The sequence below is a fragment of the Amycolatopsis dendrobii genome (assembly GCF_014145675.1).
Classification (GTDB): domain Bacteria; phylum Actinomycetota; class Actinomycetes; order Mycobacteriales; family Pseudonocardiaceae; genus Amycolatopsis; species Amycolatopsis dendrobii.
Genome location: NZ_JACGZW010000003.1, coordinates 282,348 through 295,629, shown reverse-complemented (window position 1 = coordinate 295,629; position 13,282 = coordinate 282,348). Strand labels below are relative to the sequence as shown.

At 70.5% G+C, this 13,282-nt stretch carries 15 protein-coding genes; 4 read left to right on the top strand and 11 right to left on the bottom strand.

Annotated features, from left to right (window positions below):
• The first annotated feature begins 6 nt into the window (after positions 1 to 6).
• Complete coding sequence (locus tag H4281_RS09550) at positions 7 to 1,374, top strand: CoA transferase (RefSeq protein ID WP_182890511.1); 1,368 nt, start codon at positions 7 to 9, stop codon at positions 1,372 to 1,374.
• A 251-nt stretch (positions 1,375 to 1,625) separates the two neighbouring features.
• Here H4281_RS09550 and H4281_RS09545 read toward each other — a convergent pair whose 3' ends face one another.
• The 10 genes from H4281_RS09545 to H4281_RS09500 form a co-directional block, all read right to left on the bottom strand.
• Positions 1,626 to 2,405, bottom strand: coding sequence for a TIGR04222 domain-containing membrane protein (locus H4281_RS09545; protein WP_182890510.1), 780 nt, complete (start codon positions 2,403 to 2,405; stop codon positions 1,626 to 1,628).
• 101 nt (positions 2,406 to 2,506) lie between these two features.
• Entirely contained in the window at positions 2,507 to 2,833 is a 327-nt protein-coding gene (locus H4281_RS09540) for an SCO6045 C-terminal-like domain-containing protein (RefSeq protein ID WP_182890509.1), read from the bottom strand.
• Positions 2,830 to 3,633 (bottom strand): MbnB/TglH/ChrH family RiPP precursor modification enzyme, encoded by an 804-nt coding sequence (locus H4281_RS09535; RefSeq protein ID WP_182890508.1) that lies wholly within the window; start codon positions 3,631 to 3,633, stop codon positions 2,830 to 2,832. The genes H4281_RS09540 and H4281_RS09535 overlap by 4 nt, the downstream gene beginning before the upstream one ends.
• On the bottom strand, positions 3,626 to 4,453 hold the full coding sequence (locus H4281_RS09530) for a TIGR04222 domain-containing membrane protein (protein WP_182890507.1): 828 nt from the start codon (positions 4,451 to 4,453) through the stop codon (positions 3,626 to 3,628). Before H4281_RS09530 ends, H4281_RS09535 begins: the two co-directional genes overlap by 8 nt.
• 47 nt (positions 4,454 to 4,500) lie before the next feature.
• Positions 4,501 to 5,448 carry a TIGR04222 domain-containing membrane protein gene (locus H4281_RS09525; RefSeq protein WP_182890506.1) on the bottom strand — a complete coding sequence of 316 codons (948 nt, stop codon included), beginning with the start codon at positions 5,446 to 5,448 and terminating at the stop codon, positions 4,501 to 4,503.
• Positions 5,449 to 5,546: 98 nt separating this feature from the next.
• Positions 5,547 to 6,464: a TIGR04222 domain-containing membrane protein gene (locus tag H4281_RS09520; RefSeq protein WP_182890505.1), complete on the bottom strand. Its 918-nt coding sequence runs from the start codon at positions 6,462 to 6,464 to the stop codon at positions 5,547 to 5,549.
• Positions 6,465 to 6,576: 112 nt separating this feature from the next.
• The gene (msrB, locus tag H4281_RS09515; RefSeq protein ID WP_182890504.1) at positions 6,577 to 7,005 is read right to left on the bottom strand and encodes a peptide-methionine (R)-S-oxide reductase MsrB; all 429 of its coding nucleotides are present in this window, start codon (positions 7,003 to 7,005) and stop codon (positions 6,577 to 6,579) included.
• A 19-nt stretch (positions 7,006 to 7,024) separates the two neighbouring features.
• Positions 7,025 to 7,330, bottom strand: coding sequence for a hypothetical protein (locus tag H4281_RS09510; protein WP_116206679.1), 306 nt, complete (start codon positions 7,328 to 7,330; stop codon positions 7,025 to 7,027).
• Positions 7,331 to 7,400: 70 nt separating this feature from the next.
• A complete protein-coding gene (locus H4281_RS09505; protein WP_220507057.1) occupies positions 7,401 to 9,047 on the bottom strand; it encodes a serine/threonine-protein kinase in 1,647 nt (548 codons plus the stop codon).
• A 117-nt stretch (positions 9,048 to 9,164) separates the two neighbouring features.
• Entirely contained in the window at positions 9,165 to 9,839 is a 675-nt protein-coding gene (locus H4281_RS09500; protein WP_182890503.1) for a TVP38/TMEM64 family protein, read from the bottom strand.
• A gap of 37 nt (positions 9,840 to 9,876) precedes the next feature.
• Here H4281_RS09500 and H4281_RS09495 point away from each other — a divergent pair, with 37 nt between their 5' ends.
• From H4281_RS09495 to H4281_RS09485, 3 genes are all read left to right on the top strand, one after another.
• Complete coding sequence (locus H4281_RS09495) at positions 9,877 to 10,899, top strand: DNA polymerase domain-containing protein (RefSeq protein WP_182890502.1); 1,023 nt, start codon at positions 9,877 to 9,879, stop codon at positions 10,897 to 10,899.
• A gap of 192 nt (positions 10,900 to 11,091) precedes the next feature.
• Positions 11,092 to 11,484 (top strand): DUF6221 family protein, encoded by a 393-nt coding sequence (locus tag H4281_RS09490; protein WP_037713305.1) that lies wholly within the window; start codon positions 11,092 to 11,094, stop codon positions 11,482 to 11,484.
• 114 nt (positions 11,485 to 11,598) lie between these two features.
• Positions 11,599 to 12,594: an LLM class flavin-dependent oxidoreductase gene (locus tag H4281_RS09485; protein ID WP_182890501.1), complete on the top strand. Its 996-nt coding sequence runs from the start codon at positions 11,599 to 11,601 to the stop codon at positions 12,592 to 12,594.
• Here H4281_RS09485 and H4281_RS09480 read toward each other — a convergent pair.
• Entirely contained in the window at positions 12,591 to 13,247 is a 657-nt protein-coding gene (locus H4281_RS09480; protein WP_182890500.1) for a maleylpyruvate isomerase N-terminal domain-containing protein, read from the bottom strand. The two genes, H4281_RS09485 and H4281_RS09480, sit on opposite strands and share 4 nt — an antisense overlap.
• Positions 13,248 to 13,282: the final 35 nt, after the last annotated feature.

Below are 13,282 nucleotides of genomic sequence, written 5' to 3'. Positions count from 1 at the left end.
CCGCCGGTGCAGGACGTACTCGCCGGAGCCTGGCAGTCGCTCGCCGGGGAACCGCTGCCCGCCGTGTCCTTGACCGGCGACGAATCCGTGCTGCCCGGGCACTTCCGGGTCCCCGCCATGGCAAGCGCGAGCATCGCCGCGGCCACCTTGTCCGCCGGTGAATTGCTGCGGCTGCGCGGCATCGACCCGGGCACGGTGTCGGTCGACACCCGCCACGCCGCCGCCGCGTTCCGCAGCGAGCACCTGCTGCGCATCGACGGCGAGCCCGGACCGAGCCCGTGGGGCCGCATCGCGGGCGACTACCGCGCCGCCGACGGCTGGATCAAGCTGCACTGCAACACCTCACGGCACGAGGCAGCGGTCTGCTGGGCGCTCGGCGTCCCGGCGACCCGCGAAGCGGTGACCAAGGCCGTGGCCGGGAAGACCACGGCAGAGGTCGAATCCGCCGTGGTGACCGCGGGCGGCGCGGCGGCGTTGATGCGCTCGCGCGAGGACTGGCTGGCGCACCCGCAGGGCCAGGCTGTCGCGGAACTGCCGCTGGTCGAGCTGAACCGCATCGGGGACGCGCCGAAGCGCACCCTGTTCGACTCGGACCGCCCGATGGGCGGCGTCCGCGTGCTGGAACTGACGCACGTGCTCGCCGGACCCGTCGCAGGCCGCGTGCTGGCCGCACACGGCGCGAACGTGCTGCACGTCGGCGCCGCGCACCTGCCGCGGATCCCGGTCCTGACCATGGACACCGGCCAGGGCAAGCGTTCCGCGTTCGTCGCGCTCGACACCGAAGGCGGCCGCGCGAAGCTGAAGAAGCTCATCGCCCGCGCGGACGTCCTCCTCCAGACCTTCCGCCCCGGCGCACTCGCCCGAATCGGCTTCGGCCCGGACGAGCTCGCCGAACTGCGCCCCGGCCTCGTGACCGCCGACGTGTCCGCGTACGGCTGGACCGGCCCGTGGGCCCGTCGCCGCGGCTTCGACAGCCTCGTGCAGATGTCGTCGGGCATCGCCGAGGAGTACGCCACCGACGCTCCGGCACCGCTGCCCGCGCAAGCCCTCGACCACGCCACCGGCTGGCTGACCGCCGCCGCCATCATGACGGCCATCCGCCGCACCGCCACCGACGGTGGCACCTGGCACGCCCGCTTGTCCCTGGCCGGCACCGGACGGTGGCTCGATTCCTTGGGCCGCAAGGACCCGAAACCGTCCGAAGCGGACTACGCGGACGTACTGGAGACGGTCGACAGCGACTTCGGCCGGATGACCCGGGTGCGGATGGCCGGAGAACTGCCGGGCGCGCCGCCGCACTGGGACCACCCGTCGCACCGGCCCGGCGCGGACACGGCAGTGTGGTCGCCGGTCGTGCCTCAGCCGGTCTCGTAGGTGCTGCCGGTCTCAGCGTCGTCAGCTTCGTCGGTGGCCGCGCCGGTTGCGTGGCTGCCGCTGCGCCCGTCCGGTGGATGCGGTCAGCTGAGGAGCGCCGCGTCGGTCTCGAGGCGGACTCGCCGTTGAGGCGAGCGCGGTCGGTCTCGCGGGTGCCGTGTCGGTTTCGCGTGGGCACTGCCAGTACGGGTGCGCCGCATCGGACCTCGCGCGGATGCCGCCACAGTCCCGTGAGCAGCGCCAGCTCGCGGCTAAATCGGCATAAGCCCTCCCGTCACCCGCTTGTCCGGATAAGCCGCCAGACCGCCCAACGCGACCAGCTCGGCAGGTCCCGCACTACCACCCGCGCCAGCCTGCTGTTGGGCCCGCGCGAGGACCGTCGCACCCGCAGTCGTCGGCGGCAGCGAACTGACCTTCCGCTCGGCGAACGTCTTGGTGATCCGCTGACTGCCGACGAGACAGAGCCACAGCGTCAATACGACCTCGCCGAAGACAAGCAGCACCATGGCGTTCAGATGAGACTCGCCCACGTCGTAGACCAGCCGTCCCACCCCGGCCGCCAGCACGACCAGGGCGACCGCCGTCAACGTGTACCCGAGACCGGTCAATGGCCTGCGCCGGCTGACCAGCCGCCGTTGCACGAGATCGGTTTCGAGCGTCCGGATCACCGGCTTGAGCACCGACGAACGCGCGACCCACGATGCGAGGCGACCGCGTCCGGCCGCCTGGTGCACAGCCTGCTCAAGCGGCGGCGACGCAGGTGGCGGGCCCGCGGCGACGATCTCGCCCAGCGACCCGACTCGCAGCTGGCCGCGCGCGAGCAGCGTCGCGATCGCAGCCTCGACCAGCCGAGGACGCCCGCCAGCCAGGTATGCGACGTCGTAGACATCGCGCGGCACGGCGGCCGGCTCCGGCGCGGACGCCTGGGTGGCCAGCTTGTCCTTGCCGGTGGCCAAAATGCTCGCCAAACCCGCGGCGGTGGCCACGTAGACGAGCAGCATCGGGCTCAACGCGGCCCAGAATCCGTTCACGACAGGTTTCCTCCCTCCCGGCTCGGCAGAGATCGGATAACACCGCCGTAACCAGACATGTCGTCAGCGTAGTCAGCACCACCGACAAAAACCGGACGGGCTCAGCGCCGAAACCACCTGCGCCGAGGTTTAGGCAGGTCACCGCGGGCGATGAGCCACTCCGCGAAGGCGTCGGCATACTCGCGCGCCCGGATCGAAGTCGTCTTGGGCCGCTCCGCCGCGTACGTGTCGAAAAGCGGCCGATACCGCGGGCCCAGCGCCTCAGGCAGGTCCGGCCGCAGGTATGCGACCAGTCGCCGTCGCTTGGCGAGCAGGACGTCCGCCTCGATGCGCAACCGCGAGGCATCGAAGCCGGACGGTGCCTCGGCCCCGGTCAACAGGCTGTCCAGCAGCGCAGCTTGCCGAGCTGCCAGTTCTTCCCGGCTCACAGCGTCACCGCGGTCCGCAGTGCGACCAGTTCGGCAGCGAGTTCGGAATCGGTGGGGTAGTCGTCGTCGCGCTCCAAGAGAACGCCCGGCGGATCCGTGCGCCGGCGCAGTTCGGCGAGCAACTCCAGCACCTCCGGCAGCACCGGATGCGCGTGCGTGTCGTGATAAACCCCGTCGCGTTCGACACCGCCCGCCATGTGCACGTACGCGAGCCGTTCCCACGGAATCCCGTCCAGGAACGCCGCCGGATCGGTGCCCACGTTGCGCGCGTTGGCGTACAGGTTCGCGACGTCGACGATCAGCAGACAGCCGGTCCGTTCGGTCAGCTCGGTGAGGAATTGTTCCTCGCTCAGCTCGTTTTCCGGCCATTCCAGCAGCGCGGCGATGTTCTCCAGCGCCAACGGTACGTCCACAATGGACTGTGCGAGCCGGACGTTGTCCACCAGCACGTCCAGCGCCTCGCGCGAGCGCGGCAGCGGCATCAGGTGCCCGGAGTCGAGCCCGCCCGCGCGGACGAAGCACACGTGGTCGCTGGCCAGCGGCGCGTCGAGGGCCCGCGCCAGTTCGGCCAGATGCTCCACGCGCGCGGTGTCCAGCGGCTCGGCCCCGCCCAGCGACAGCGACACCGCGTGCGGCAGCACCGGCATCCCGCGATCCTTCAGCGCCAGCAGGCTTTCCGGCAGGTGCGGGGCGTGCAGGTTCTCCGCGACCACCTCGACCCAGTCGACACCCGGCAGCCGCGCGATCGACAGGTCGAGTTCCGGTCGCCAGCCGATGCCGATTCCCAGCCGGTCAGCCACCGCATCCACCTCCGCCTCCGCATCCACCGCCACCACCGCACGACGAGCCGCCGCCGGACGACGTTCCCGCGCCGCTCCTCAACGCCAAGCTTGTCGCATGGTCCGGGTACTGTGCGAACCCGCCCAGCGCGACCAGCGAAGCAGCGCCGACCAGCAGCGCACCGGACTGTGCCCGCTGTGCCGCCGGATCCGTCCGCACCGCGACGACCATCCCGCGGCCGGCCTTGGTCAGACGGGCCTTCGGCCGCTTTCGGCTGGTCACCGCCAGGACCGTAAGAATCGCCGTGACCGCCAGCAGCACGTTCAACCCCGCAGTCGGCCGATGCAGCGCGGAGCCGTTCGCCGAGCGCACCAGACCGACCACGAACAGGGCGGCGTAGACCAGAACAACTCCCGTAGCGAAGCCGGCGGAGGCGAAGGTGACCAGGCCGCGCTCGCGCAGTTCGTTCCTGATGTTCCGTACCGGTACGGAACATGTCTCCTTAGCGCGCAGCGTCGCGGCTGTCTGGGTCCGATTGCGCACGGCCGCGTGGACAGCCTGCTCAACCGGTTCGGTCGGCGTTCTGGAGACGGCGGTGAGCTGGCCCCGGCTGTCGACCCGCAGCAGCCCACGCTCCAGCAGCGCCGCGATCGCCGTATCGACGGTGCGGTGGTGACCGCCCGCGAGGTAAGCGAGCTGATAGACGTCGAGCGGACGGTGCACGTCCGCAGGCGCCTTGCGCAGCAGCGGCCAGCCCAGTTGCACCACCAGCGTCAAGGCCAGCGCAGATCCGTAGATCGCCAGGAACTGCGGGCCTGAGATCCCCCACGGCTCGTGCACGACGTCTCCCTCCTCGGCCCGCGGGCGGGCCGTGCGCCTCGCCGCGGCTACCCGCCGCAGCCGCCTCCACCGCCGCAACTGCTGCCTCCGCCGCACGAAGACCCGCTGCTGCACGAGGAACCACCGCTGCTGCAGGACGACCCGCCGCTCGACCCGCCACCCCCGGTCCAGCTGCTGCCGCCGCTGATCAAAGCCGTGCTCATTTCCTCGTCCGGGTACAGCGCGATACCGCCGAGCGCGACCACTGCCGCCGCACCGACGAGCAACGTTCCGTTGCCGCTTCGGTTCGTCGCAGCGAACTCCTCAGGCCGTTCCTCGGCAGCTTTCGCGTCTTCGCGGGCACGCACCACGATCGCGTGGCCCGCGTCGGTCGGGCGCGAGGTCTGCGAGCCCTTGCGGACCCCGTAAGCGATCAGCGTCAGGGTCCCGGCCACGACGAGCAGCCCGATCAGCCCGCCGATCGGCCGGTCGAGCTGCGCGCCGTTGACCGCGCGGACGATGCCGATCAGCAGCAACGCGGCGTACCCGGCCACGATGCCGGCGCGAAAGCCGTCCAGCCCGTCGCCGGCGACGAGCAGTCCGCGTCGTTCGAGGTCCTGGCGGATCTTCTCCACCTCCGGCTGGACCATCGGCGACTTGCGCACCATGGCGACAGTCGCCGTTCCGCCCTGTGCGGCGTCGTGCACCGCGCGTTCCAGCCTCTTGCGAGCCGGTCGCTTGCCGATCGCGCTCAGCTTGCCCTTGCTGCTCACCCGCAGCAGCTCCTGTTCCAGCAGCGTCGCGATCGCGGTGTCCACCGTGCGGTCCGAGCCGCCGGCCAGGTACGCGAGCTGGTAGACGTCCGGCTGCAGCGGCGCCTCGACGGTCGCGGGCGCGCTCCGTCGCCGGGACCGCGCGATCGACGGCCAGCTGATCTGCACCAGCAGGACGACGGCCAGCGCCAGACCGAAGATCAGCAGGAATTGCGGGCCGGAAATGCCCCACGGTTCGTCCACGGCTTCCCCCTCGTATCAGCGTTGCCGGAACCCTAACCGGCCGGTCGCCGGAGGCTGTCGGCAGAACTGACGCACGTGATGTCCGGTTCGTTCCCGGCTCAGCTGTTCCCGCCGCCGCATCCGCCGCCGCAACCGCCTCCGCAACCGGATCCACACCCCGACCCGCCGCATCCGGAGCCGCAGCCCGCTCCGCCTCCGCAGCCAGATCCGCAGCCCGTCCCGGCGGCCCAGTACCCCGCCGGTCCGGCGAACCCGCCCGCCGCTCCCGCGATGGCCACCCCCGTCCGCCTGGTCGCCGGGAGCCCGCGGAGCAGAGCGATCCGCAGTTCGCGATCCGGATGATTCGACAGCCCGCCGACCGCGACGCTCCCGGTCAGGCCGCTGATCAGGCTCTGGTCCGGCCACGCCGCTTCGGCTGCGGTGCGGCCGGCGTCGGTCGGCCGGATCCGCCGGGCCGCCCGGCGACGGGACAGCGCGGCGAACGCGAACCACGCGGGCAGCAGAACCGAAATCAGCACATAGCCGTTCAGCCCGCCGACGAACGCCGCCACGCCGGCTGCCGCCAGCACCGCTTCCTCGATCGCGGTCCACTTCCATGCTCTCCGCAGCGCCTGGCCGTCAACCAGCAAACCGCGTTTGGTGAGGTCGTCGATCAGCTCGCGGACCGTGTCGCCCTCGACGAGCCCGCGCAGCACCGTCGCGACCCCGACTCCCGTGCCGGTCAGCTCGGCAGCTTCCCTGCTCAGCGCGTCCGACGGTGCGGTCGGCGTGCGGTACAGCCGCCCCACGGAGTCCGCGCGCAACTGTTCCCGTTCCAGCATCGAGGCGACCGTCGTTTCGGCGACGCGGATCGGTCCGTTGGTCAGCAACGCGACCTGCGCCGCGGACGTCAGCCGGGTCTCAGGATGCCTGCCCCGGTTCAGCCGGGCGGCGGTCCGCCGTCCGAGCCACCAGCAGGCCAGCGCCAGCACCAGGATCAGCGCGGCCGGCATCGCGCGTTCGATCGTCCAGTCCATCACGGTCCCCCTCCGGATGAACAAACCACGTTACCCGCCTGCGCGGGGTTGCCGCCGGACGAAAAACCGCCCTCCCCGGAGACGGGAAGGGCGGTTTCAGCGGACCTCGGCGTCAGTCGCCGGCGTCCTCGACGAGCTTCAGGGAAATCGAGTTGATGCAGTACCGCTGGTCGGTCGGGGTCGCGTAGCCCTCGCCCTCGAACACGTGCCCGAGGTGGCTGTGGCACGAGGCGCACAGCACCTCGATGCGCCGCATGCCCATGGTGCGGTCCTCGCGCAGCAGCACCGCGTCGGAGTCCGCCGGGTCGTAGAACGACGGCCAGCCGCAGTGGCTTTCGAACTTCGTGTCGCTGCGGAACAGCTCCGCGCCGCAAGCCCGGCACTCGTACACGCCGGTGGTCTTGGTGTCGGTGTACTCGCCGGTGAACGGCCGTTCGGTGCCGGCTTGCCGGAGCACCGCGTACTCCTCGGGGGCAAGCTGCTCCCGCCATTCCTGGTCGGACTTCACCACGCGCGGAGTGGTGCCGACGACGGGTTTCATACCTTTCACCCTTCCCACGTTACCTGGAGAGAAAAGCGACCGTGTGCAGCGCGATGTCCCAGGCGGTGACCAGCAGCCCGAGCACGATCAGCACCACGACCAGCGCGGACACCCAGTAGCGGAGCCCGCCGGTGCGGGTGCTGGAATCGGCGAAGTCGGCGACCTGGTCCAGGCACGCCTCGACGGTGAAAGTCGGCCCGGTGCGCTCCATCCGGTCGAGATGGGCGGCGAACGCACGGGCCTCCGGGTCGTACGGATCCAGCCCGACCAGATCCTCGTGGAACCGAGGATTCCAGCCCGGCGGCAGAGCTCCGTTCTCGGCCATGCCTCAACGGTAGGCTATTCGGCCTGCCGGACCCACCTCTGCGGCGAGTGTCACTGCGCGAAGGAACTCGCTAGGTGCCCGAGGCCGGAGCATCAACCTTTGTGTTGCTGTCGATGCGCATCTGCCCGCCAAGGATCACGATGTGGTAGGGACGGCGAACGCCGTTGAGTTCCATCGTCAGATCCAGCGAGCCGTCGGGGTTGGGGGAGCCCAGAGCGCGAGCGCTCCGGTACCCCTGAACCTTGTGGCTGTCGTCCGCCCAATAGGCCGCGTAAGCCTCTTGAGAGCCGTACACTGCTTGCGCCGCGGGCGTCAGCAAGTTCCAGCCTTGGCCGGGGTCCGGATAATAGCTGTCGGTGAGAAAGTGGCCGGCCGCACCGTAGTCGGTGATCTTGCCTTCCGACGGGGTTTTGCCGAGACCCGCAGGGCTGGCGGAGCTACTGGGCGCACTGCTGGGCGGAGCGGTCTGGCTCGCAGCCGACTGGCCGCCCGGCGTCTGCGCGTTCGACGAAGGCCCGCCCTTGTCCCGGCTGCTGCTCAAAACCAAAAACACCACCAACGCCACCGCGACAACCGCCACGGCCCCGCCAGCGAGGAACGCCATCTTCTTCTTCCGCGCCGCAGCAGGCGAAACCCGATCCCCCGACCCAGCACCGGAATAATTCGGCGCTGCGGCAGTAGGCGTCGGCCGCACCGCGGGCTGCGGACGCGGCGGCGTGTTCGCCGGGGGAGCAGGACGCGAAGGCGCGCCCATCGGCATGAATGCCGCAGTCGGCGTCCGAGGCGGGTTCGACGGAGCCTTCGGCGCCGCAGCAGCAGCCGCCGCCGGAGCAGCCGTACGCGCCCACGGCGGACGAGACCCGTTGCTCCCCGGACCGCGATTCCCCGAAAGCAACTGCTGCGGCGCAGCCGGCTCCCCAGTCGCCAACGCGGCCAGCCGCTCCCGCGCCTCGGCCATGCTCGGCCGCTCGGAAGCTTCGCTGCGCAGCAGGCTCATCAGCAACGCGGTCGCCGGACCGGCCTGCGTCGGCGGGTTGACCTGGCCGTTCGCCGCCGCGTAGAGCAGGGCGAGCTGGTTCGTGGTGTTGCCGTACGGGGTCTGTCCCTCGATCGCCTGGTATAGCGTCGCGCCGAGGGCGAAGACGTCCGAGCTGGGCACCGGGTCGGCACCGCGGGCCAGTTCGGGGGCGAGGTACGCCGGGGTGCCGCCGATGAGGCCGGTCTGGGTGAGTGTCATGTCGCCGGCCGCACGGGAGATGCCGAAGTCGGTGATCTTCGCGGTACCGGTTTCGTCGATGAGGATGTTGCCTGGCTTGACGTCCCGGTGCACGATCCCGGCGCGGTGCGCGGCCACGAGCGCCGCGGCGACCTGCTCGCCGATCCGCGCGACCTGGCCGACTGGCAGGGTGCCCTGTTCGGAGAGCACCGCGGACAGGCTCGGGCCGTTGAGGTACTCCATCACCAGGCACGGGTCGCCGCCGTGCTCGGCGACGTCGAACACGACGATCGCGTTGGGGTGCTGGAACCGGGCCGCGTTCTTCGCCTCGCGCATCGCGCGCTGGCGCATGTTGTCGCGTTCGGCCTCGGAGACGCCCGGCTGCGGCAGGATCTGCTTGATCGCCACCGACCGCTCCAGGCGCACGTCCACGGCACGCCACACCACGCCCATGGCACCGCTACCAATGTGCTCGACGAGGCGGTAGTGCCCCGCGATCAGCTGCCCGGTGTCGATGACGCCCGCTCCTGACGAAAGTCCCGTGATCGTGGTCGTGCGCAGCGCGGATACCCCTCGCGCACCCGAACGAGTGTAGCGGTCGGAAGTACCTGCCCGCCGTCAGCCAGCCGGTGCCGACGGCACAGGCGCCTCCGGCTCGGCGGCTGGGACGCGCTTCCGCAGCACCCGCACCAATCCTGCCGCGCCGAGCGCGGCGAAGACCGCGTAGCAAGCCAGCAAAGCGGGCGGCGTGTCGCCGGTCAGCGCGTCCGCGAAAACGACCACCGCGATAGTTCCGGGGACGCTCCCGAGCGCCGTTCCGGCAAGGTACGGAACGAGTTTCACGGACGAAACGCCGCACAGGTAGTTCATCGCCGAAAACGGGACGACCGGGATCAACCGCAGCGAGGTGATGGCGAGCACGCCACCGTCGGAGAGCCGGTCGTTGACGGCCCGCACCGGCGCGCGGTGCAGGTGCCGCAGGATCAAGTCGCGGCCGAGCAGCCGGGCCAGCCCGTACGCCAGTCCGGCGGCGATCGTGGTGGCCGCCAAGGCGATGACCACCCCCGCGACGCTGCCGACGAGCAAACCGGCGGCCAGGTTGAACACTGTGCGCGGGATCGGCGCGACGGTGAGCAACGAGTACGCCACGAGGAGCACCAGCGGAGTCATCGATCCGGTCGCCGCGGCCCAGGCACGCAACTGCGCCGGTCCCGGGATCGGCAGCCACAGCGCGGCGGCGCCGAGAAGAGCTAGCACGACCAGGGCGGCGATCAGCTTGGTTCTCCCGGACACCCCGCCACGGTACGGCACTCGCGGCTACGGTGGCCGCATGGCCAAAAACGGCGATCCGGTCGAGTACCAGGTGGGGGAGCGCACCGTCCGGGTGTCGAGCCCGGACAAGGTCTATTTCCCCGAACGCGGCATCACCAAGCGGCAGGTGGTCGAGTACTACCTCGCCGTGGCCGACCCGTTGCTGCGCGCGATCGGCGAGCGGCCGACCACGCTGAAACGCTACGTCGACGGCGTCACCGGCGAATGGTTCTACGCCAAGCGCGTGCCCAAGGGCGCGCCGGACTGGCTCGAGACCGCGCGGATCACCTTCCCGTCCGGCCGCACCGCCGACGAGGTCTGCCCGACCGAACCCGCGGTGTTCGCCTGGGCGGCCAACCTCGGCACCTTCGACTTCCACCCGTGGCCGGTCCGCCGCCCGGACCTGGACCATCCGGACGAACTGCGGATCGACGTCGACCCGCCGGAGCGCGCCGGATTCGCCGACGCGGTCGAGGTCGCCGGCGTCGTCCGCGAGGTGCTCGCCGACGCCGGGCTCGCCGGCTACCCGAAGACCTCCGGCGGCCGCGGCGTGCACGTCCTCGTGCGGATCCGCCCGGAATGGGACTTCATCGCGGTGCGGCACGCGGTGATCGCGCTCGGCCGCGAGGTCGAACGGCGGATCCCGGACAAGGCGACGGTCTCCTGGTGGAAGGAGGAACGCGGCGGCCGCGTCTTCCTCGACTACAACCAGGCGGCCCGGGACCGGACGGTCGCCTCCTCGTGGTCGGTGCGCGGCACCCCGCGCGCGACCGTGTCGACCCCGTTGACCTGGGACTTGCTCGCCGACGTCGACCCGGACGACTTCGACGTCCTGACCGTCCCCGGCTTCCTCGCCGAGCACGGCGACCTGCACGCGCCGATGGACGAGAAGGCGTTCGGCCTGGAGACGCTGCTGGAGTGGTACGAGCGCGACGACCGCGACCTCGGCGGCGCGGAACTGCCGTACCCGCCGGACTATCCGAAAATGCCCGGCGAACCGAAGCGGGTGCAGCCGAGCAAGGCCCGATCCGACCAGGCGTGATCGTCCGATCGCCGGGCGTGTTCACTCTCGGTGATCAACATCGCGGCGAATTTCACGAATGTTTCCGCAGGTCGCACTGATTTTTCCGAGGTCGATTACGATGGGGCGTGCCGCTGGGCGGTAACGCGCCGGGGTCGAGGTGCGACTATTGCCGGGGCCGGAGGGGAGCCGGGACCGGAGGAGGGAGACGTCGTGGACGACCTGATCGCGTTCCTGGCCGCGCGCGTCGGACAGCGGCAGGCGCTGATCATGCAGGCGGTGCAGAAAGGCAAGGCCGGCGAGCCGCTCACTCGCGGCGAGGCCAAGGTCGGGCTCGAGGAGCGGGTCCGCTCCCTCGGCGACCTCGAACTCGACGTGGTCAACCAGATGATCAACGAGATCGAGGCGACGCGGCGGATCATGCTCGCGCATCGGACTACGGTGTCGGAGAAGGTGCCTGGGTTCCCGCTGTACGGCAGCGAGTATTGGTGTGAGACCTGTCATGTGCCCGCGGACGAGGCCGGATCGAATTGGTGCTTGACGTTGCGGTTGCTGGCGTTGCCGTACGCGGATCATCCGGATTACAGCGAGCGGTGGAGGCCCTGATCGTCGGGTGCGCTGGCTGCGGTTTCAGTGCCGTGAGGGAATCAGGATCCGCGAGGGCGGCCCTCGCGGACGGTCGCTGGGGCGGGGAATTCGCACTGCGCGGCCGGCGTTGGCGTGAGCGTGGACGTTCCGATTTCCGTGCTGGACCGGTCGCCCGTGCGGCGAGGGCGGGGGACCGCGCAGGCGATCCGGGACACTGTCGCGTTCGCGCGTGACATCGAAGCGCTCGGCTACCACCGGTTCTGGGTTTCCGAACACCACGGCGTGCCTGGGGTCGCCGGGTCGTCGCCTGCGGTTCTCGCGTCAGCCGTTGCCTCCGCGACATCGCGCATCCGGGTCGGGTCCGGCGGCGTGATGCTGCCCAATCACCGTCCGCTCGTGGTGGCTGAGCAGTTCGGGATCCTGGAGTCGTTGTTCCCCGGGCGGATCGATCTCGGGATCGGGCGTTCGGTCGGGTTCATCGAGCCGGTGCGGCGGGCGCTCGGGCAGGGCAAGGACGCGGCCGACGGCTTCGACGAGCAGGTTCGCGAGCTTCTCGCGTTCTTCCGCGGCGAGCACGACGGTGTGCACGCGATTCCGGCCGAAGGCCTGCCGGTGCCGGTGTTCTTGCTCGCGACTGGTGCGGGTGCGGATCTCGCCGCTCGGCTGGGCTTGCCGCTCGTGATCGCTCCCGCGCATGGTCAGCGTGCGATGGTCGAGGCGATTTCGCGGTACCGCGACACTTTCCGGTCCGATGTGGACGACCCCTGTGTCGTCGTGTCGACAGCGGTCGCGGTGGCGGACACCGCGGAGGAGGCCAGACGGCTGCTGGTGCCCGAGGCTTGGTCCACTGTGTACTCGCGCAGCCACGGCGTGTTCCCGCCGCTTTCGCCCGCGGACGAGATTTTGGCGCTGCCGATGACCGATCGCGAACGCCGTCGTCTCGACGACACGTTGGCCGGGCAGATCAGCGGCACTCCGGACGAGGTCGGCGCACGTCTCGCGGACCTGGTCGCCTCGACGGGAGCGGACGAGCTGCTCGTCAGCACCAGCACTTACGACCCGGTCGCGCGCGTCGAATCGTTCGCCGCGCTTGCCGAGTTGGCTGCGGCGGAACGGCTTTCGGTTTAGCCCAGGACGATCGGCAGCTTCTCCGCCAGCGAACCCAGCGCCGCCTTCTCCTCGTCAGTCGCGGCACGGCGGCCGGTCGCCACCAGAAGTGCGCTTTCGTCGTCCAGCGACGACGGAAGCGGCCAACCCAGAGCGGTTTCCACGGTTCGCCGGGTCGCTGCCAGGCAATCTGCGTCCGGACCGTCCACTCCGGACAGATGCATCACGAGGTCCAGGTGGTGCAACGTCGCCTCGACGACGTAGGTCTCGAAATAGTCCGCGACTGTCAGCACGTAGTCGCGGGTTTCGATCTTCGATGCCGGGTCTGCGAGCGCGGCGGCACGCCCGGCCGCCTGGGCGAGGTCGTCGAAGTGGTGCGCCAGCCCGGCGGCGGAGCCGTAGCTGACCGCCGCGCGGCGGGTGAACAGCCCTTCTGCCTCCATGCCGGTCGGCAGGTCGGTGCCGAGTTCCCAGTATTCGGCGGCGGTGCGCGTCGGCTCGCCTTCGGCAGGGGTCGCGAGCGTGATCAGGATGTCCTGCGCGTCGATGACCAGATGGAACACCAGATCCTGCACCAGCCAGCCGGTGCAGCCCGACAGGGCGAGCCACTGCCCGCCTTCAAGCGATTTGACGGCGTTCTGCAGGGCGTTCCAGGAGCGGAAGAAGAGGTCCACGACGGCACCTTAGCGATCACGAACCCCCGCGGCAT

What these genes read in the sequence shown, in the direction of transcription:
- H4281_RS09520 (WP_182890505.1), bottom strand. Translation starts at nt 6,464, where the DNA reads ATGGACTGGACGATCGAACGCGCGATGCCGGCCGCGCTGATCCTGGTG.
- msrB (WP_182890504.1), bottom strand. Translation starts at nt 7,005, where the DNA reads ATGAAACCCGTCGTCGGCACCACTCCGCGCGTGGTGAAGTCCGACCAG.
- H4281_RS09510 (WP_116206679.1), bottom strand. Translation starts at nt 7,330, where the DNA reads ATGGCCGAGAACGGAGCTCTGCCGCCGGGCTGGAATCCTCGGTTCCAC.
- H4281_RS09495 (WP_182890502.1), top strand. Translation starts at nt 9,877, where the DNA reads ATGGCCAAAAACGGCGATCCGGTCGAGTACCAGGTGGGGGAGCGCACC.